General features: G+C 55.8%; 15 protein-coding genes and 1 pseudogene. 5 read left to right on the top strand and 11 right to left on the bottom strand.

Annotated elements, in window-relative coordinates:
- Positions 1-10: 10 nt before the first annotated feature.
- The 5 genes from POR16_RS16250 to POR16_RS16230 form a co-directional block, all read right to left on the bottom strand.
- The gene (locus tag POR16_RS16250) at positions 11-457 is read right to left on the bottom strand and encodes a hypothetical protein (protein ID WP_005892342.1); all 447 of its coding nucleotides are present in this window, start codon (positions 455-457) and stop codon (positions 11-13) included.
- Positions 454-1,380 (bottom strand): DUF6402 family protein, encoded by a 927-nt coding sequence (locus POR16_RS16245; protein WP_005892344.1) that lies wholly within the window; start codon positions 1,378-1,380, stop codon positions 454-456. Before POR16_RS16245 ends, POR16_RS16250 begins: the two co-directional genes overlap by 4 nt.
- A gap of 5 nt (positions 1,381-1,385) precedes the next feature.
- The gene (locus POR16_RS16240) at positions 1,386-1,970 is read right to left on the bottom strand and encodes a PAAR domain-containing protein (RefSeq protein ID WP_005892346.1); all 585 of its coding nucleotides are present in this window, start codon (positions 1,968-1,970) and stop codon (positions 1,386-1,388) included.
- 334 nt (positions 1,971-2,304) lie between these two features.
- Positions 2,305-3,018 (bottom strand): FadR/GntR family transcriptional regulator, encoded by a 714-nt coding sequence (locus tag POR16_RS16235; RefSeq protein ID WP_005892348.1) that lies wholly within the window; start codon positions 3,016-3,018, stop codon positions 2,305-2,307.
- Positions 3,019-3,133: 115 nt separating this feature from the next.
- On the bottom strand, positions 3,134-4,876 hold the full coding sequence (locus POR16_RS16230) for an IlvD/Edd family dehydratase (protein ID WP_005892350.1): 1,743 nt from the start codon (positions 4,874-4,876) through the stop codon (positions 3,134-3,136).
- Between the two features lie 214 nt (positions 4,877-5,090).
- On the opposite strand from POR16_RS16230, the gene POR16_RS16225 reads away from it, so the two are divergent.
- From POR16_RS16225 to POR16_RS16205, 5 genes are all read left to right on the top strand, one after another.
- Complete coding sequence (locus POR16_RS16225; RefSeq protein WP_024669735.1) at positions 5,091-6,404, top strand: MFS transporter; 1,314 nt, start codon at positions 5,091-5,093, stop codon at positions 6,402-6,404.
- A 36-nt stretch (positions 6,405-6,440) separates the two neighbouring features.
- A complete protein-coding gene (araD1, locus tag POR16_RS16220) occupies positions 6,441-7,433 on the top strand; it encodes an AraD1 family protein (RefSeq protein ID WP_053486225.1) in 993 nt (330 codons plus the stop codon).
- A 137-nt stretch (positions 7,434-7,570) separates the two neighbouring features.
- Positions 7,571-7,855 (top strand): DUF5629 family protein, encoded by a 285-nt coding sequence (locus POR16_RS16215; protein ID WP_005892356.1) that lies wholly within the window; start codon positions 7,571-7,573, stop codon positions 7,853-7,855.
- Between the two features lie 78 nt (positions 7,856-7,933).
- Positions 7,934-9,106 (top strand): lactonase family protein, encoded by a 1,173-nt coding sequence (locus POR16_RS16210; protein ID WP_005892358.1) that lies wholly within the window; start codon positions 7,934-7,936, stop codon positions 9,104-9,106.
- A 178-nt stretch (positions 9,107-9,284) separates the two neighbouring features.
- A complete protein-coding gene (locus tag POR16_RS16205; protein WP_005892360.1) occupies positions 9,285-9,467 on the top strand; it encodes a hypothetical protein in 183 nt (60 codons plus the stop codon).
- Between the two features lie 59 nt (positions 9,468-9,526).
- On the opposite strand, the gene POR16_RS27125 is transcribed toward POR16_RS16205, so the two are convergent.
- The 6 genes and pseudogenes from POR16_RS27125 to POR16_RS16180 form a co-directional block, all read right to left on the bottom strand.
- Positions 9,527-10,066 (bottom strand): MFS transporter, encoded by a 540-nt coding sequence (locus POR16_RS27125; protein ID WP_420376866.1) that lies wholly within the window; start codon positions 10,064-10,066, stop codon positions 9,527-9,529.
- Between the two features lie 87 nt (positions 10,067-10,153).
- A pseudogene (locus tag POR16_RS27120) lies at positions 10,154-10,684 on the bottom strand (MFS transporter); the annotation flags it as partial.
- Positions 10,685-10,723: 39 nt separating this feature from the next.
- Positions 10,724-13,651, bottom strand: a complete 2,928-nt coding sequence (locus POR16_RS16195; protein WP_122381122.1) for an aldehyde dehydrogenase family protein — start codon at positions 13,649-13,651, stop codon at positions 10,724-10,726.
- A 540-nt stretch (positions 13,652-14,191) separates the two neighbouring features.
- A complete protein-coding gene (locus POR16_RS16190; RefSeq protein ID WP_122312689.1) occupies positions 14,192-14,797 on the bottom strand; it encodes a glutathione S-transferase in 606 nt (201 codons plus the stop codon).
- Complete coding sequence (locus tag POR16_RS16185) at positions 14,794-18,441, bottom strand: AAA family ATPase (RefSeq protein ID WP_005892377.1); 3,648 nt, start codon at positions 18,439-18,441, stop codon at positions 14,794-14,796. Before POR16_RS16185 ends, POR16_RS16190 begins: the two co-directional genes overlap by 4 nt.
- Positions 18,438-19,682, bottom strand: coding sequence for an exonuclease SbcCD subunit D C-terminal domain-containing protein (locus POR16_RS16180; RefSeq protein ID WP_005892380.1), 1,245 nt, complete (start codon positions 19,680-19,682; stop codon positions 18,438-18,440). The genes POR16_RS16185 and POR16_RS16180 overlap by 4 nt, the downstream gene beginning before the upstream one ends.
- Positions 19,683-19,686 lie beyond the last annotated feature (4 nt).

The raw sequence follows: 19,686 nt of genomic DNA, 5'->3' as shown, positions 1-19,686 counted from the left end.
CGCTCGACTATTATTTTTTTGGTATCGGGTTGTCAAGTTGGTCACCAATGCAATCTTGAAGGTTAGGGCCGATATAAATAAATCCAGCCATGACCTTAGGCATGATTTTATCGCCCCAGTATAAAGTTCCACTTGCGGATTCAAGGTCATAAATATGACTCTCCCCGATTAATTTGCCACGACGCTGATCATACAAACGATAAAAGCCTGGGTAGCTCCACGATGGTAAAATTTTCGGTGATATATCGTTATTTGGATCAGGCTTTCTATGAAATATCATGGGTAACACCCAGAATGGCCTGAAGGTTTCAACTCTATAACATCCGTTTGGGCTAATATCGGCGTGGCCTAGCTGTTTAGCCAAACCCTTTTCCCACCATTCTGAGGCCATCCAGAGGCTGCCTGAGATTAAAATATAAGTAATTATAAATTTTAAGCTTTGTGTGGGAATATTCAAAGTATTGAACCAAGATCAATAATTGTTTGAGATATTTTCCAGTGTACATCTGAATAAATAATAAAATCGCCTCCGCTACCTGTTTTTTCTCGATATTTACGAAAGTGAGTGTTCGTTATGGCAGCGAATGGGCCGTCCTTCAACCGTACTATTAAATTTCCTTGCGGTGTCAATGTTACGATGCTTTCAGTTTTGGTAAGAATTCGGTCCTCTGTCCAAGTGCCAAGATATTGTAGGCCGTTGAAGTCGTAATGATCGCGTATGTAGAATCCTAGATTTTCAACCTGAAAAAAATTATGAGCCTCGTGAGTGATAGGACTTTCTTTGATGAAGGTTTTTCCCGAAACTCCGACTTTGAGCGTTGCGCGTCCGAGAGAGCCATACATATCATCCAGCCTGTTCCAGGCAGAACCGAATTCAGCGAAGTTTATTTGAGATATAGTGTCTATCTGCGACGCTTTCATCATCGTAGTATCTAAGTTGAATGTTTCCTCACCTGCCCAGCCAGCATTTTTCAGTAGCAATCTCAAACGCTCAATACCATTGACAGTGGTCACCCTGGATTCTGCAAGCTTAACTGCGTATCTACAGCGTTCAAACTGCATCGCCCAGTCCATCTTTACAATGTTTTCATCGCATTGCGCTGATAGCAGTGTTGACGGGTCAGGCTTGGTTTTTTCTTCCTTCCATTCCTCCGGCATCTCCCACGCAGGACTGTCAAACCAGCGCTGCATCAGCGCCGCTGCCGTGTCCCACCCCATGTTGCGCATGGCTCCGGGTAGGCGGGAGAGGGCCAGGCTCTGGATAATGACTTCTTTGGCTGGGGTGTCTGTCGGGGCGTAGGTATGTGAGGCTCCTTGCGGCAGAGCGTAGTAGGTGTCTGGGCCCAAAGCGTTGGTGCGTTGGAAATCGTTCAGGGACATCGGGGTTACTCCATGACCGGCCAAGGGGCGGTGGTTGCGAGTTGTAGAGCGATGACCGCAGGACTTGTGTGGCTGCGGCTGTAGCCTTGCAGGTCAAGCACTCCGACTGCAGTGCAACGTTGGTCTTGCATAACCACATAGCCGAGATGACCAAGGCTGGAACGCTTCTGATCGAACACACGAAAACGCTCATCGCATGCGAGCGACGTTCGCTGACCCACCCATGAATCAGCTGACTGCTCCACCTCATCCACTGCACACTCGCTGGTTACACTCTGATCATTACCGACTGAAATAGCCGGCGCAGACTCAACAGCACTCGACCGTCTTCCAACCCTGAAGAAGCTTTGTTGTGTAGATATCAATTTAGCCCCGCAGCTGGTCAGGTCGCCCTCCAAGGCGATGGTGTTCCCTTCGATATGGAGGTTGTTTTCTTCACCAATGATTTTGCTGGCGCCATGCAATGGGCAGATGACGTCACAGCCTCTGTGCCCCACCGGGAAACCATTGATGCGCTTTGTCTGGTCACCGTTTATAACAACCCCTCCGTGGTCTGTAGTATCACCCTGGACAATGGCTAGAAGTTTCATGCAACTCTCCCTGAGTGGTGTTTTTTCTGCAGGCTGCACAGCTTCCTGACGTCTGATGTGTTTAATCGACGTATATGGAAAGGCGTAATGTCTTAATTAACGTGCAGGGAGAGATAGCATTAGTTTATATTTTCGGAAAGGGCGGATCGCCGTTTGCGCTAATTCAAGACAGGGCTTACGCTGGGTTGATAAATGTCGTACTACTGAAGTAGATGTTTCCTACGTAAATAAAAGATATAGAGACTGGTATCAGAGAACAGCAGTGTTCGCCGTGCCTGATTAATAAACACGGCGAATGGACAGTTCAAGGAAGTTATCGATTCAGTCGAGTCGATCAACCGCCACTCAGCACCACGCTCAGCGCATTGCGCGCATCGTCCAGTTGTACCAGTGAGGCATGCCGCGCGCCAAGGGCGTCGCGGTTCTGGATGGCAGTGAGGATGGCTTTGTGGCGCGGCATGGCCAGTTCGTGCAGGTTGGGGCGTTTGTTGGAGTATTTGAGCGCTTCGCGCAGTGCCAGTGACAGCATGTTGCACAAGTGCGCGAGCAGGTCGTTGTGCGTAGCGTCGGCGATGCGGCTGTGGAAGTCGAGGTCCGGTTGCAGCAGGTCTTCCGGAGTCGGTGCCGCCTCCATACGCAGGTATGCTTCGTGGATCGATTCGATTTCTGCATCCGTGGCGTATTGCGCAGCCAGTGCTGCAACAGCCGGTTCGATGACTGCGCGCACGCTGGTCAGCAGGTGGAAGAATTCATTCTGCGGCGAGCTCTGCATTACCCAGTGCAGTACGTCGGGGTCCAACAGGTGCCACTCACGGCGAGCCTTGACCACCGTGCCGACCCGAGGTCGCGAGTAGACCAGCCCTTTGGCGACCAGTACCCGAGTGGCTTCGCGCAACACAGGTCGGCTGACGGCATACTCTTCGCAGAGCAGCGCTTCGGCAGGCAGCTTTTCGTCAGGCTTGAAACGCCCGGATACGATCTGCATGCCCAGTTCCTGGACGATGCGGGTGTGCATGCTTTTTCGGTCGGAAGGCTTTCGATAATCCATGGGAACGCAAGTCTGTCCTGGCAGTGATTGCTGGGCATCATACCATCGCACAAGGTTTGCGGCGGTCGCCAGAACAAGGGACCGCCGCTTCTTTTAGTGCAAGTAATGCGGGTGACTAGTGCGAGTGACGAGGCACTTCTGAACCCCGGCAACCGACCAGGAAGTCAAAGTCGCAGCCTTGATCGGCCTGCATCACTTTATCGATATACAACTGGCGATAGCCGCCAAGCAGCAGTTGCGGTGGTGCTTGCCAGTCGGCCAGACGCGCAGCCAGTTCGGCTTCCGGGATGTCCAGATGCAGACGCCCGCTGGCGCAATCAAGCTCTATCCAGTCGCCTTCCTTGACCACGGCAAGCGGTCCGCCGGCGGCCGCTTCCGGCGCGACGTGTAGCACTACGGTGCCATAAGCCGTGCCGCTCATGCGTGCGTCGGAGATACGCACCATGTCAGTCACGCCCTGGGCCAGCAGTTTGGCTGGCAGGCCCATATTGCCGACCTCTGCCATGCCCGGGTAGCCTTTGGGGCCGCAGTTCTTCAGCACCATGACCGAGGAGGCGTCGATGTCCAGATCCGGATCATTGATCCGCGATTTGTACATCTCGAAGTTCTCGAACACCACCGCACGACCTCGATGCTGCATCAATGCCGGTGTTGCAGCCGATGGCTTGAGCACTGCGCCCAGCGGCGCGAGGTTGCCGCGCAGTACACAGATACCGCCGTCGGCGCGGATCGGGTTGTCGAGTGCTCGAATCACCTGGTCATCGCCGTAGATTGGCGAATTGCAGGTGTTCTCGCCGATGCTCTTGCCGTTCACGGTGAGTGCGTCGGGGTTAGGCAGCAGTCTGGCTTCGTTCATGCGTCGCAGCACGGCGGGCAGGCCGCCCGCGTAGTAGAACTCTTCCATCAGAAAGCGCCCGGAAGGCTGCAGGTCGACAATGGTCGGCATGCCCCGGCCCATGCGTGTCCAGTCGTCCAGATCCAGATCGACGCCAATGCGTCCGGCTATGGCTTTCAAGTGGATGACAGCGTTGGTCGACCCGCCAATGGCGGCATTGACCCGGATGGCGTTTTCGAACGCGGCCTTGGTGAGGATCTTCGACAGACGCAGGTCTTCACGGACCATGTCGACTGCGCGCATGCCGGACATGTGGGCCAGCACGTAACGTCGCGAATCCACAGCAGGGATGGCGGCGTTGTGTGGCAATGAGGTGCCCAGTGCTTCGGCCATGCAGGCCATGGTCGAGGCCGTGCCCATCGTGTTGCAAGTGCCCGCCGAGCGCGACATGCCAGCTTCGGCGGAGAGGAATTCGTCCAGGCTTATAGTCCCGGCCTTGTAGGATTCGTGCATCTGCCAGACGATGGTGCCAGCACCGATGTCCTTGCCTTCGTGCTTACCGTTTAGCATCGGCCCACCGGTCACGACGATGGCGGGTATGTCGCAGCTGGCGGCACCCATCAACAGGGCAGGGGTGGTCTTGTCGCAACCGGTCAGCAGCACGACGCCATCAATGGGGTTGCCGCGAATCGCTTCTTCGACGTCCATGCTTGCCAGGTTGCGGGTAAACATCGCAGTGGGGCGCAGGTTGGATTCGCCATTGGAAAACACCGGAAACTCGACCGGCCAGCCACCTGCTTCGATCACGCCACGCTTGACGTGCTCGGCGATCTGCCGAAAGTGTGCGTTACAGGGGGTCAGCTCCGACCAGGTGTTGCAGATGCCGATGATCGGCTTGCCCTGAAACTGATGGTCGGCAATGCCCTGATTCTTCATCCAGCTGCGGTACATGAAGCCATTCTTGTCGGCAGTGCCAAACCACTGGGCAGAACGGAGGGTCGGTTTTTTATCGGAGTCAGACATGATCGGCTCTCTTATTGTAAGACTTAATGGCGATACTGTTGGCTAAGGTAAGCCTAAAAAACGCGTATTGGAAGAGTTGTCAGTTTAAATAGTATTACTATATAGTCATTCGTAGACGAGGGATTATCCTGGCGCACGTGCGGTGTCATTCAGCACCCAGGCACAGAGGTCATCCCCGCAGGTTCCATAACAAAAACAAAGGGAGACCGCCTACATGAGCCAGGAACTGCGGCTTATACGCCGCATCACGTTCAAACTGATTCCATTCCTCATCCTGCTGTACCTGATCGCTTATGTGGACCGTTCTGCCGTGGGTTTCGCCAAGCTGCACATGGGCGCGGACATCGGTATTGGCGACGCGGCCTATGGGTTGGGCGCCGGGCTGTTTTTCATCGGCTACTTTCTGCTGGAAATTCCCAGCAACCTGATGCTTGAGCGCTTCGGTGCACGTCGCTGGTTTGCGCGGATCATGATCACCTGGGGCGCAATCACCATTGGCATGGCGTTTGTGCAGGGGCCTCACAGTTTCTATGTGATGCGTTTTCTGCTCGGCGCCGCTGAAGCAGGCTTTTTTCCTGGCGTGCTTTACTACATCACCCAATGGTTTCCGGTTCGCCATCGCGGCAAGATCCTCGGCTTGTTCATCCTCTCGCAACCCATCGCCATGATGATCACCGGACCTGTCTCCGGCGGTCTGTTGGGCATGGACGGCGTGCTTGGCCTGCACGGTTGGCAGTGGTTGTTCATTGTGATCGGCACGCCAGCGATTCTGCTGACCTGGCCGGTGCTGCGCTGGCTGCCGGACGGTCCGCAACAGGTCAAGTGGATGGATCAGGCCGAGAAAGACTGGCTCACCGGAGAACTGAAAAAGGACCTGGAAGAATACGGCCAGACCCGTCACGGCAACCCGTTGCACGCCTTGAAAGACAAGCGCGTTCTGCTGCTGGCGCTGTTCTATTTGCCGGTGACTCTGAGCATCTACGGTCTGGGGTTGTGGCTGCCGACGCTGATCAAACAGTTCGGCGGCAGTGACCTGACCACTGGCTTCGTGTCCTCGGTGCCCTACATCTTCGGCATCATCGGCCTGCTGATCGTGCCGCGCAGTTCGGACAGGCTCAATGACCGTTACGGGCATCTGGCGGTGCTGTATGTGCTGGGTGCCATCGGCCTGTTCTGCAGTGCATGGCTGACTTTACCTGTGGCGCAACTGGCCGCACTGTGTGTCGTGGCGTTCGCTTTGTTTTCCTGTACGGCTGTGTTCTGGACCTTGCCGGGACGCTTCTTTGCCGGTGCCAGTGCGGCAGCCGGTATAGCGCTGATCAACTCGGTCGGCAACCTTGGGGGGTACATCGGGCCGTTCGTGATCGGTGCATTGAAGGAAATGACCGGCAGCCTGGCGTCCGGTCTGTATTTCCTGTCCGGCGTTATGGTGTTCGGGCTGCTGCTGACCGGCATCGTGTATCACGTTCTGGAGCGCAAACATGTGCTGCCGGTATCCGACTTCGCGGCCAGTGCCAAGGCGAGATAGGTTTTCAGCTTCCCACTATTCTGGAAGGAGATTTTCATGCGGTTAGTACAGTTTGAATTGAGCAATGGTCAGCGCCGTGTCGGGCTGGTCGACGGTGATCAGGTGCGTGAAGTGCAGGGAGTCGAGAGTGTCCGCGAGTTGGCATTGGCGGCTATCGAGGCGGGCTCTGTGCTGGCGCATCAGGTCGAACAGCGTGGCGTTGGCGAAACTCATGATTATTCGCAACTGCTGAGTGACCTGCGCATCCTGCCGCCGCTAGACCATCCTGATCCGGCGCACGTGTTGGTCAGTGGCACCGGGCTGACTCACCTCGGCAGCGCGTCGGCGCGCGACAAGATGCACCAGCAGGCCGGCGATGAGGCGTCGATGACTGACACCATGCGCATCTTCAAATGGGGCGTTGAAGGCGGCAAGCCAGCGGCGGGGCAGGCCGGTGTGCAACCGGAGTGGTTCTACAAGGGCGATGGCAGCATTGTCGTGCGTCCGGGCCACTCGTTTTCACTGCCTCCGTTTGCCGAAGATGGCGGCGAGGAACCGGAGCTGAGTGGGTTGTATGTGATCGGCCATGATCGCAAGCCTTATCGTCTGGGTTTCGCCATTGGCAACGAGTACTCCGACCACGTCATGGAACGTCGCAACTACCTGTATCTGGCGCATTCGAAGCTGCGCGCCTGTTCGTTCGGGCCGGAGTTGCGTGTGGGCGATTTGCCACAAAGCCTGACGGGCACCAGCCGCATCTGGCGTGACGGCAAGGTGCTGTGGGAAAAGGAATTTCTCAGCGGCGAAGCGAACATGTGCCACAGCCTGGAAAACCTCGAATACCACCATTTCAAATACGCCCAGTTCCTCAGGCCCGGCGACGTCCATGTGCATTTTTTCGGCACCGCGACCCTGTCGTTTGCCGATGGCGTGCGCACTCAGCCGGGGGATCGCTTCGAGGTCAGCCAGGCCGAGTTCGGTCAGCCGCTGATCAACGGCCTGGCACCGAGCGAAGCGGTGTTTCAGCCAGGCGGTATCGGCAAATTGTGATGCTGGTCTTCGGCATGCCTGCGTCCCGCGCTGGCATGCCGTTCTGTGCGCTCTTGACCGAGTAGCAAGGCGATCAGCGGTGTATCTCCCCCTGCCTTTGCCCTATCATTCGCGCTTTTGCAGGCAGGATAACCATCATGACCACTTCGCCAACCACGCTGTTCGCCGCCCTCGAAGCCACCACCATGCTGGAAATCGACGGTCTGCACGCCTGGGACTTCTCCTTGGGTGATGAACTGAACGTTGAATGCATGGACGGCCGCGAGCGCAAGGTATGGCGTTTCAGCAAAGCCCAGGTCGAAGCTGCAACATTCGATGAATCCCTGCAAAGCTGGGTCGTCAACGATGGCAATGCCGATCACCGGATCATCTGCCTCGACGCTTTCACCCCTTCGGACGAAGATGATTCTGCGCAGGATTGATTAAATGCGGGCTGGCGCTGTCATAGACCCGACAGTGCCGTAACAGGCACTACATTCGCTAACAAAATGGATGCCCCCATGCCCCATAAACTTCTGCCATGGCTGGCGATTGCCAGTGCCATGAGCGCATTTTCCCTGCAGGCCCAGCCTATGCCCGACACTGAGTTGCTGATGGGTTCCTACACACAAGGAAAGAGTGAAGGGATCTACCGTTTTGGCTTCAATAGCGAAACCGGGATGATCGACGCCAAGCCGCTGCAGGTCGTCAAATCCGATAACCCTTCCTGGCTGACGTTATCTCGAGACCAGCGTTATCTGTTCGCGGTCAACGAGAACGGACCGGGCCAGAAGGATGTGATCGGCAAGGTCAGCAGCTTTGCCATCGACCCGAAAACCCGTCAGATAACGCCCGTCAATCAGGTCCAAAGCCGTGGCGAAGAACCCACGCACTCCAGTCTGAGCCGCGACGGTCGCTACCTGTTCGTTGCCAACTACGCAGTAAACCCTGACCCCGGTGGCGCGCTGACAGTGGTGCCAGTGGGCAAGGACGGCAAGTTGAGCGAGGCCGTTCAGGTCCTGCCGCTGGGGCCTGGAAGCAAGGTCGACAGTGAGCGGCAGATGTCGTCGCATGTGCATCTGGCCGTGCCGACCCCGGATGACAAGTATGTGGTGACTGCCGACCTGGGCGCCGACAAGCTGTTCGTGTACCGCTACGACGCCAGCCAGACCAAGCCGCTGCAGCCAGCCAAAGAGCCTTTCGTGCAGTTGCCAGGCGGTACAGGACCACGCCATACCCTGTTCAGTGCTGATGGCAAACATGCCTGGCTGGTGCTGGAGATGACCGCCCAGGTCGCCGTGTTTGACTACCATGACGGTGTCTTCAAGCAGACCCAACTGGTCGATTTGAAGAACAAAGGTGTTGAGCAGAAAAACGGTGGAGGCGCCTTGCACACCTCGCCGGATGGCAAGTTTCTGTATGTGACCAATCGTGGTGAAGCCAATCAGGTCGTGGTGTTCCGGATCGATCAGGCCAGCGGCAAGCTTGAAGAAATTCAGCGTCGTTCCCTCGAAGGCAAGGAGCCTCGCGAATTTGCCTTTGACCCGACCGGCAAGTTCATGCTGTTTGCCAATCAGAAGAGCAACCAGATCGTGACCGTACGCCGCGATCCGCAAAGCGGGATGCTCGGCGACACGGTGCAGAAACTCGATGTGGATACACCGTCGTATCTGTATTTTCTGACTGACAAGTAAGGCCCGTCGGCTTCAGCCCTCCAGAGTCAGGGGCTGGAGCCGTCATCATTCTTGGTGATATGGGTTAGTGCTACAAAAGATTTCTGCTGAGCCACCCCTCGGGCGTAAGTTTGAGTCACGGCCAAAGACGGCCAACGCTTCAAACCCATGCACAGACAGACAACGAGGGGTGACCGACATGAACTTCAATCTTTTCTCCATCATCGCTGCATCAGCCATTTCGGCAAGCGTCGTGCTGCCCGCCAGCGCAAGTGTGGAAGTAAGCGACAAGAAAGCTCACGCCACCCAGACCTACACCACTAAATACCTGCAGCAAAGCGCCAACTTTTACGCCGCTCTGGATCACAAAACCGCCCAGTGAGTTGATTGTGAGTCAGGTGCATTGCCTCAGTGAGTGTTAGGCCTCCATTGTACTTACACTTATAGGAATGCCTTGACCCGAGCGGTTTTCCTCAGCAACTGCAGCGCAAAGAAGACGAACAGTAGTGCTGCTGCTGATAGTGTCAATGGCAGGCCATTTGCGTTGCCTGTCATTACTACTCCGCTGACCAAAGGGCCGAGCAAGCTACCTACTCCCCATAGGAGGCCGGCACTTGCATTGGCGGTTATCAGGTCTCGGCCCGTGAACTTCTCGCCGATGAGAATGATTGCCAAGGTATAAACACCGCCTGCCACTGCACCCAGCACTGCTAGACATGGCCATATGAGCAGCGGGTAATTCATCAACCAGGACATGCTCATTCCGATGACCAGAGACAGTACGCCACATCCAAGATAAACCGCAGGCCTTGAAACTTTGTCCGACAGCCAGCCCAGTGGAAACTGAAACATCGCGTCTCCCAGCAGGATAACGGTCACCATCAATGCCGCGAGTTTGATCGTATAGCCATGGTCAGCAGCATAAACCGGGAACAGCGATAGAATGACGCTGTCGAAAAACGAGAAAAAAATGATTCCCATGCACAAGGCGGGTGCGACTTGAATAAAGCCAAGTACCGAGAATGTTTTGTCTTTGCTGTCACCCGGCCCGGTCATGTGGCTGGGTAGAATGAACCAGATAACCGCCAGCGCTACAAAGTGTCCGGCGATGACTACGCCGTTCACCTGCGCTCCGGCAGTGCCAAACACTGACACCATCGCTGGCCCAAGCAGCTGAAAGACCGTGAAGCATGTCGTGTAGATCGCGACAATCCTCCCCCGGTACGAGTCCATGGCAATTTCATTGACCCATGACTCTCCCAGAATAATGATGGTCCCCGCTGCCAGCCCCATCGTCAGCCTGGCGACTGCCAGAATTGCCAGCGATGAGGGAAGCACTTCCAGTGCAGCAATACTCAGTGTGGAAAGGCTGAAGCAATACAGGTAGATATGGCGGCGGCTCAAGTGTTTGCAGAGCCGTTCCACAATAAATGCTGATAACATCATCCCCGCCGCCGGCAGCGCAGACATGATGCCTATGTGTACATTTGATGCCCCTGCCTGGTAAAGGCGCAACGCCACCACCGGTACGGTCGAACCAATGCTCAAACCGACAATGGAGACGCCGAGGATAAGCGCCGCCAACAACACTCTGTTCATCACTCATGCCTCTGACTGACTGGGTCATTGAAAGCCACGTTAGTGGTGTGGGTGCGCAACCAGATGTTCGTGGATATCACGTTGCGGTAAGGTCGGTTTGGCGATGCGCACGCCGTTTACATAAAGACACGAGGCCGCGACACCCTGTCCACCATAAGGGGCGTAACCTTTTTCGACAATGTGCAGGTCGGTATTACTTAGCACTGTGCAGGGGTCGTGTTTTCCTTGCTCAATGAGGCCGCTGATATAATCGCTGCTGCCAAACAGGGAGATGTACATAGAGTTTGGTGAATAAAGTGGGTGTTCAAAATAGGACGCCAGTTCAGCATCGTCGCTATAAAGTTGTACAAAAAATACGGGTGCAAAAAACTCTTTGTAGTTGCCGCCTAAAGACAAGGGTCGCTCGAATATTGTCGGTCTGATCAACCCGCTGACAGGGTTTATTTCGCCACCATAGGTGCAGTGTTCACGACAGTCTCTGAACATTTTCATGACTTTCAGCGTATGGTCGGGATCACTGTTGGGTCCGACAATATTTTTCTTGCACTTGTAATCGCCTACAAGACCTTCACACCGGGTCAGTTCTTTGCGCAGCTGTCGAATGAATTCAGGGTAGGCCTCAACGTGCACCATAATACTATTAGGCCCAGCGCAATCCTGGCCTTGGTTATATAATACGACTCTCAAAGCGCTTTCCACGGCCGTCGTGATGCAGGCATCGGCTGCCACTACCAAGGGGTTATGACCTGCGCCGTTAAGAATGAAGAGCGTCCGTTTCAAGTAAGATTTTCTGACCTTGGCTGCATTTTCCGGGGTGCCGGTAAAAATCACCGCGTCCGAGATCGCTGCGGTTTGACTAACAAACGTATCTTTGTCGGCAAAAGAGACATGTAAGTTGGGAAAGAAGTGGTCGAGTTTTAACGGATTCAGCAATTTTTTATAATGCGGGTGCATGGCAGTTGGAGGCCGAAGCCATGCTGAGCGGGCCAGTAGCGAAGGAATAATGCCAAAGCACGTCGTTGCGTAAATTGGCTGGTTGAGTGGCAGGTAGCTTGTGACACAGTTCACCCGGCGCTCAAAGAATGATCTGTTCAACTCAATATTTTCCAGGAACTCGATACAGCGTTCTATTTCATCCACTGCCACGTTGTAGCATTCAAAGCCGGAAAGGCTTTCTGCGATAGACTCGCTATGGCTTCTTAAGTGTAGTGCATACGCTTCTGCGCGTGCCTTGATCTCGTCAAAATCGATAGCTTCCGGCGCTTGATCCGATGTGTTTAACGTTTCGGATTTGGCCGTATGGTTCGCTGCATCGGACATTTGCAAGGCTTCCTGGCTCGCGTGTGTGTCTTCTTTCATCGGGTCATACTCCCTATCATGAACAGCTTGTTGGATCCTTGAGTCAAGTTTTTTACAAAAAGCCTGCACCCCCAGAAAGTTGATATATTCAGCAAGTCGGGGACCATGTTCGTCTCCAAACAGGCACGCATATATCGTTTTGTAGGCATCCCGTTGACAGCGAAATCCAACACTGTCAACTATCGGTTTGAGCAGCAGGCAGGTGATGAACTTGTTTTTTACATCAAGGCGCTTTAATTGCGCTGAAAACGAGTGCAGTAAGGCGGCTGACTGTGTATCCAACAGACGCGGACGATACGCAGGCGCGATGACGTCTTTATAATATGCAAATGCTTTTTCTATCACTGTCGCAAAGGTGTCATCATTAATAATGTCGTGCCTGGTTTTTTCGTGCTTGAGCAAGTAGTGGTAGGCGGTATCAAGGTCTTCAGGGTGGCAGGCGGTGAAAATATTCATCATCGTTCGGTAGGTGGTTAAGCGTTTAGCATGGGCCGGAATACGATGAAAATAGTTAATCGGGTTGTCAGGCTGATCCTTGTCTAGGCGTGCATGGTCAGCACGGTAGCTGTCATATGCCTTTACAGAAACCTCAGGGTGGAATCGAGTGGTCCGATAAGGGTTGTTGAACATGAAATGTTGCAGCGCTTCTTCTGGCATGTAGCGGCTGACCTGATTCAGCGAGAAACCATTACCTTTGCTCTTGGATATTTTATGCCCAGTCATATCTGTGAACAGGCCGTACCTCATCAGAAGTGGAGGTTGTACACCTAAGACCTTGCAGATATCACGCACCGTATTGGCTGAGTCTGTCAGGTCCTCGCCATGCATTTCAAAAGCGGTATTACGGTGGATCAATCGCATAGCCCAATCGGCTTTCCACTGCAGTTTACAGTGACCGTCCAGTACAGAAACGGTGATGTTCTCGCCAATCGGTTCGTCTGCATAGTATTCCTGAGATGTGATGCTGTATTCTTCGCCAGGGCGATTGATCAGTAAGTCAGGTGGAATGGTATAGACAATCTCTCCACGGCTCAGATCCACGCTCTGGATGACAAGGTGTTCAATGACACGGCCAGAATGACGCGAGATGGGCATAAATAGGCTGTAGCTTTTTCTACGGTTCACTCCGAGGCGTGAGGCAATAACCTGATTGAGCGTGTCCATCTGCAGCAGGAATTTTCTGATCGTCGTGTTGTAGTAGCCCGACCGATAAAGTGAGCTGTTCTCAATTAATTGATAATCGAGTGTGTAAGGCGCTAATGCGCTGTCGAGGCGCTTATTGATACCTGCTGATAGGCTGGACGCTTGCTGAAAGGGATCGGCTATGTCGCATAAAGGTACACCCAGGTAATTTTCAAGGGACACAGTCTTTGGGAAAGTCGCAGGTATCTTCCTTAATGCATCCATGTCGTCGGAGATAATAAACAGGCGAGTTTCTTTACCCGAAAGTCTTTCAAATGCTGTCTTCACAATGCTTACCCGCAGCACTTCACATAACGTGCCTATGTGGGGGAACCCTGAGGGCCCGAAACCTGCGCCCATTGCAACGATACTGTTATCGTCGGCAGTTCTTTCCTGAATTTTTTGGGCAATATGCTTCCACCACATGATGCGGACTCCTGTGTAACCAATCAGTAAATATGTTCGGTGCGATGACGCCCAGTTTGAGAGGGGTGCTCAAAGACATCAGGCAAGGCAAACTACCCAATCGATTGTTGGCACCGCAGCAGCTCTCTGATAACGGATCAGATTTTTAAGGATGAGGGGAGAATGTAAATGCAAATAAAATACAGCGGAGAAGGCTGCTCGCAGCGCGGCCATCAGCCGGGGCGTTGCCTGGGTGGGCATGTTTATTGAAGCGTGCGCAGGTGCGTGTCAAAGGCATAGAAAGGTCACAACCAAACACTGGCAAATCTATTCTAAATAAATTTGCTTTCCTCTATTACTGATAGGTAACAGATAGTGAACACTCTGTACCCACCGCTCCTTGTAAGCATATGGCTCCCTGAGCCTGCTTGGAATTGCATGAGCGTTTTTCGTCGATCGATGCATTTCACGGAAATAAAATAGGTCACCTGCTGCCATCTGTCAAATTCCGCATTGTCTCGCGCTAATGACGATGCATGAATTAATAAGTTGTCGTTCTCATCACACCTTGATGCTCATCACGACTGCAAATAACTCAGACCGCAATAACCGCTGCAACCAGGCTCGCAGGGCAGGGTACAGACTTTGTTCGAACCACTCCGGATCAACAAAGCAAAACTGTCGTATGAAAGGGGCGATGGCGACGTCGGCCAGTGTCAGGTGTTCGCTGACCAGAAACCTTTGCGATTGCAGTCGGTGTTCCAGGATTTGCAGGAACACTTCACCCTGCTCGCGATAATGTTGCGGTGAGTGCTCGGGGTAGCGCACCGAATATTTATAGCGGTCCAGATGCAGCTTGAAGACCTCATCATTCTCTGTGATCAAAGCTGCGATTTGCGTTGGCCCTTGGGGATCATTCGCCAATAGCCAGTCATCAGGGTCTTGTTGGGCAAGTGCCCAGCGCATAATGTCCAGGCTCTGCTCGATCACCCAGTCTTCAAGCACCAGAACCGGGACGGTGCCCTTCGGCGATCGCTCCAGCATCTCGGCGGGCTTGGCTTTCAGGCTGACTTCATGGACATCCACCACGCAGTCTGCGTAATGCAATGCCATGCGTGCACGCATGGCATAGGGGCAACGGCGGAAGGAGTACAGCACCGGCGTCATGTACTGCCTACCTCAATCGTGCTCAACCCATTGCCCTGACGACGTACCTTGATCTGCACCGGAATACGTTCGTGCATTTCCTGCACATGGGAGATCACGCCGACTTTGCGGCCCTGTGCCTGCAAGCCGTCCAGCGCGTCCATTGCCAACTGCAGTGATTCCGGGTCCAGGCTGCCGAAGCCTTCGTCGATGAACAGGGATTCGATGCGCAAGGTGCTGGAGGCCATCCACGCCAGGCCCAGCGCCAGCGCCAGCGAGACGAGGAAGGTTTCCCCACCCGAGAGCGAGTGGACCGAGCGCAGTTCGTCGCCCATCTCGGTGTCCATGACCAGCAGGCCAAGCATGCTGCCGCCGCGTTTCAGGCGGTAGCGCCGCACCAGTTGCTTGAGCTGTGCATTGGCATGATGGACCAGCAGATCGAGGTTGTAGGCCTGAGCGATCTTGCGAAATCGGTCGCCTTCGGCAGAGCCGATCAGTGCCGCCAGTCGTGCCCAGCGCAGGTATTCGTCGTTGGCTTCGGTGATGCGCGCCTGAAGCTCGCTGTTGGCGTTTCTCCGGCGCTGATCTTCACTGAGTTCGGCGCGCAGGTCCGCACAATGCTGTTCACTTTGTGCCAGTTGCTCCTGAGCCCCTTGCAGCTCGGCGGTCAGTTGCCCGGCGTCGCTCAAGTCGCTGTGCTGGGCCTGATGCTGTTGCAGGCGCTGATCCCGCTCCTGGAGCAAGACCTTATCCTGTTCCAGATTCTTTTCGATGCTCTGCAATTGCTGACGCAGTTGTTCGACATGTGCGTCATCGTAAGTCAGCAGAGTGTCGAGCGCCGCGTCGTCCAGTTGCGGATGCTGAGCACGCCATTCACCGATCTGAACGTCGAGCTGCGCCAGTTCATCCTGCAAGGTCTGCTGCTGATGCATTCCCGATTTGAGTTCGGCGGCCAGTTGAATCAGCTTACCGTGCAGATCCTGAAGCGTCTGGGCGGCCGATGCTTCGGCTTGACGTGCCTGCTCGATGCTGTTTTCCAGGGTCTGCTGCCATTGCTCGGCGGTGGCATGGTCGCCCAGTAAATCGGCAAGTGTCTGCTGACGGGCCTGGCGCTGTTCGCCGAGCCGGATGACGTCCAGCGCCAGCTCGGTCTGGCGTTGCAGACGGGCCTGTTGCTCGATCTGTTCTTTCTCGATCTTCTGCTGACGTTCGCGCTGTTCCTGCTGCTCTTCGTTCTGCTGCTCCAACTGGTCCAGCCGCTGAGTCACTTGCTGTTCAAGCTGCATGACCGTTGCCGAGGCATCGTTGCGCAGGCCTTCGAGTACCTGCGGCGACACCAGTGGCGTGAACGCAGTCAATTCTTCTTCCAGACGCTGTTGGTCGACGTCCAGTTGCTTGAGTTGTTCGGCGACATGATGCGCAGCTGTCTGGCTGGCTTCTGCCGCAGTCTGGAGCTGCTGCTGCAAACGCGCAGCGTCTTTCTGCAAGGTCAGCAAGGCCTCCTGACGCTGCTCGTCACGCGCGATGACGTCGTTCAACTGTCTCAGTTGCTGGCTCAGCCAATCGTCTCGTTTGTCCGGGTCGCGATCCAGCAATTGAGCGGCAAGCGGATGCGCTTCAAGGTCTGGCATCAGGGCCTGATGACGCAGGGTCAGTTGCTCGTGCTGGCGCAGCAGCTCTTTCTGTCGGGCGATCACGCCGCCGACCTGTTCGCGCAGATGATTACGTTGCTCGGTCAGCAGGTCGACGGCTTTCTGCGCGCTGGCTTGTTCGTTGTCGTCATGGTGGGTAAGGCTTTGCAGCAGCGCCTCGGGCTGATGCCAGGGATGTTCGACGCTGCCGCAGACCGGGCAGGGCTGGTCGTCCTGCAATTGCACGCGCAACTCTTCGACACTGGCGCTACGGGCCAGACGCTGACGCTCCAGCAGTTGCCGGGTGACGCTGAGGGTCTGTTCGGCGACGGTCAATTCGTCGCGAACGCGAATGCCCTCGGTGTTGAGCTGCTCGCGTTGCTGCTGGGCACCCAGCTGTTGCTGAGCTAGCTCGGCAAACTGATGGTCCACTTCCTGTTGACTGGCCCACAAACGCGCAAGGACTTCGAATGCGCGTTGTTGTTTGCGATTGTCCTGCAACAGGCTGCCGAGGATCTGCACCTGCTCGGTCACCGCATCGACTTCACAGTCGGCTTCGCGGTACAGCAATTCCAGCGTCTGGCGCTGTTCGGTCAACTGTTGGTCGGCGTCGCTGGCACGTTGTTGCAGGGCAGGCAGTTCGCTTTGCCCATGCCTTAGCCGATTGGCGATCAGGGTCAGGGACTTCAAACGGTCACGCCATGCGCTCCACGCCTGCGCCAGCGGGGCCAGTTGGCTGCTCTGCTCCAGCTGCGTGGCGATACGCTCGAGGCGCTGTGCCACCTGTTGCTGCTGATCAAGCAAGGTTTGCAGGCTGGCCTGACCTTCAGCGCACAGTTGTCCGGTTTGCTGATGTAAATCGGCAGCCTTGGCCAGTTCCTGAGCCAGATGGTTCAGGGTGTTCTGCGCATCAAAGGCCTGTTGCAGCAGCGGTTTTGCCAAACCGTGCGCCTGCTGGGCGGCCAGCAGGCTGGCCTGGGCCTCGGTGCGCCGGGTTTCCAACTGCTGTTGCTGGCTTTGCAGAGAAGTTTGCTGTGCCTGAAACTGTCGAATTTGTTCAGCTAACGGGGTGAGTAGGGCGTTCAGGGTCAGGCGTCGGGCAAAACGGTGTCGCTGTGGGCCCAGGCGTTCCAGCTGGCTGAGAGTCTGACGCTCAGCGCTGCGCTCGTCCCAGGACTGTTGCGCACGGGTCAGGCTTTCCTGAGCCGCGAGTTGTTCGTCACGCAGGCGGTGCAGCTCGATCAGCCACTGCTGCTTGAGTTCCAACTGGCGTTGTTGTGCTTGATGGGCCTTGAGCTGCTGCTGTGCATTGGCAAGGCGCTGTTCAAGCTCGACCAGTTGCTCCGGGGCCAGCGGGATAATGTTGCTGGCCTGGGCGGTCAGGGTTTTCAGCGCTTCTTCTGCTTCCTTGCTTTTGCTGTAGGCACGCCGGCCGAGCTGGCTGTAGATTGCAGTGTTGGTGAGCTTTTCCAGCAGTTCGCTGCGTTCCTTGTCATCTGCTTTCAGGAACGCGCTGAACTCACTCTGGGCAAGCATGACGGCACGCGTGAACTGTTCGAAGTTCAAGCCCAAGCGGTTTTCGATGAGTTGTTCGAACTCACGCTTGCTCTGGTTGCTGAGGACCTGCTCGCTGTCCAGATCGGTCAGTATCTGGCGGCTGGCCTGCAGCTTCTTGGTCGCATTGTCGCGTGCGCGGTTGGTTTCCCAGCGGGCGCGGTAGCGGCGCTGATCGATGCCGATGAAATCCACCTCGGCATACCCGCTGCCGGTGCCACGGCGCAGCAAGGTGCGCGGGTCGCTGGTGGTGATGTCGCCGTCGACATCCGGGACCTTGGACTGGCCGATATTGCTCAGCCGCGGAATGGCCCCGAACAGCGCCAGGCACAAAGCGTCGAGCAGGGTACTTTTACCCGCGCCGGTAGGGCCGGTGATGGCGAACAATCCGGCACTGGCCAACGGTTCTGCGGTGAAATCCAGTTCGAACGGACCCGCCAGCGACGCGAGGTTTTTCAGGCGAATGGCAAGAATTTTCATGACTGTTCGCTCTCTTGCTGGACTTCACGCAGCAATGTGGCGAAATCGGTGAGGGTCTGTTCGTCCACCTCGCTGCCATAGTTGTCCTGCCAGGCACGGCTGAACAATTCCTGAGGAGTGAGCTGGTCAAGCTCGATCAGTGCTGCGTCGTTGTCGCTGCCGTCGACACTGCCTTTGCCAGCGTACTCGGCGCCGATGCGCACCAGTCGCACGGCTTTGCCCTGCAGCGCGGTTTCGATCTGGTTGCGCAGGTCCGGCTGCGGTTCGTCCAGGCGCACGCGCACTTCCAGCCACGGCTGACGATCCGGATCAGCGAGCAGGTCGACGTCCGGCAGTGCCTTGAGCTGCACCAGCAGTTCGGCCAGTGGCGAAGGCCCAAGACGTTGCAGGTTGACGGCTCGCGGGATCAGAAAGGGCTCGACGCTGGTCAGGGTTTCGCCGTCGCAGTTAATCTCGAGAATCTGATGCTGGTAACCGATTTCCGAAAATGACAACGGGATCGGCGAGCCGCTGTAGCGGATACGTTCTTCGCCATTGACACGCTGAGGCTTGTGCAGATGCCCCAGCGCGACGTAGGTGATACTTGACCCGAAGAGGCTGGCGGGAAGGGCTTCGGCGTTGCCGATGATCAGGCTGCGCTCGGAGTCTTCCGAAACCGACCCGCCCGCCATGTGCGCGTGGCTGATGGCGATCAGCGCCTGCCCTGGCTGGCGCTTGAGATTGGCTGCCTCGATAAGCAACTCATGAACCCGGCCGATGCCGCGCAGGTAATCATCGCCCAGCGTCGGGCCGGTGACTTCGGCAGGGCGCAGGAAGGGCAGCGCCAGGCACCAGGCCTTGATGTCGCCCCTGGCGTCAGGCAACGGCAGGAGCAGGCGCTCGGCATCCAGCACGCCATCGTTCAGCCACATCACCCTGCCCAGCGCGTGCGTGCGCAGGCTGCGCATCAGCGGTGCGGGCAGTTCGATGCGCGACCCGGAGTCGTGGTTGCCCGCGATCATCACGATAGTCAGCAGTGGCTGTTGCTCATGGGCGTTGACGATGAAGTCGTAGAGGCGCTCCTGGGCTTTGACCGGCGGGTTGACGGTGTCGAAAATATCGCCCGCGATCAGCAGCACATCAGGTTGTCGTTCGGCCAGTCGGGCCAGCAGCCAGGTCAGAAAGCAGGCGTGTTCGAAATCCCGCTCCTGACCGTGCAGGTTCTGGCCCAGATGCCAGTCGGAAGTGTGAAACAGACGCATTGGT

The sequence above is a fragment of the Pseudomonas coronafaciens pv. oryzae str. 1_6 genome (assembly GCF_000156995.2).
Classification (GTDB): Bacteria; Pseudomonadota; Gammaproteobacteria; order Pseudomonadales; family Pseudomonadaceae; genus Aquipseudomonas; species Aquipseudomonas tremae.
The sequence above is the reverse complement of the archived record's forward strand: the minus strand, read 5'-3'. Positions and strand labels throughout refer to the sequence as shown.

Coding starts and splice junctions, on each gene's coding strand:
- POR16_RS16245 (WP_005892344.1), bottom strand. CDS start 1,380: ATGTCCCTGAACGATTTCCAACGCACCAACGCTTTGGGCCCAGACACC.
- POR16_RS16240 (WP_005892346.1), bottom strand. CDS start 1,970: ATGAAACTTCTAGCCATTGTCCAGGGTGATACTACAGACCACGGAGGG.
- POR16_RS16235 (WP_005892348.1), bottom strand. CDS start 3,018: ATGGATTATCGAAAGCCTTCCGACCGAAAAAGCATGCACACCCGCATC.
- POR16_RS16230 (WP_005892350.1), bottom strand. CDS start 4,876: ATGTCTGACTCCGATAAAAAACCGACCCTCCGTTCTGCCCAGTGGTTT.
- POR16_RS16225 (WP_024669735.1), top strand. CDS start 5,091: ATGAGCCAGGAACTGCGGCTTATACGCCGCATCACGTTCAAACTGATT.
- araD1 (WP_053486225.1), top strand. CDS start 6,441: ATGCGGTTAGTACAGTTTGAATTGAGCAATGGTCAGCGCCGTGTCGGG.
- POR16_RS16215 (WP_005892356.1), top strand. CDS start 7,571: ATGACCACTTCGCCAACCACGCTGTTCGCCGCCCTCGAAGCCACCACC.
- POR16_RS16210 (WP_005892358.1), top strand. CDS start 7,934: ATGCCCCATAAACTTCTGCCATGGCTGGCGATTGCCAGTGCCATGAGC.
- POR16_RS16205 (WP_005892360.1), top strand. CDS start 9,285: ATGAACTTCAATCTTTTCTCCATCATCGCTGCATCAGCCATTTCGGCA.
- POR16_RS27125 (WP_420376866.1), bottom strand. CDS start 10,066: ATGGGAATCATTTTTTTCTCGTTTTTCGACAGCGTCATTCTATCGCTG.
- POR16_RS16195 (WP_122381122.1), bottom strand. CDS start 13,651: ATGTGGTGGAAGCATATTGCCCAAAAAATTCAGGAAAGAACTGCCGAC.
- POR16_RS16190 (WP_122312689.1), bottom strand. CDS start 14,797: ATGACGCCGGTGCTGTACTCCTTCCGCCGTTGCCCCTATGCCATGCGT.
- POR16_RS16185 (WP_005892377.1), bottom strand. CDS start 18,441: ATGAAAATTCTTGCCATTCGCCTGAAAAACCTCGCGTCGCTGGCGGGT.
- POR16_RS16180 (WP_005892380.1), bottom strand. CDS start 19,682: ATGCGTCTGTTTCACACTTCCGACTGGCATCTGGGCCAGAACCTGCAC.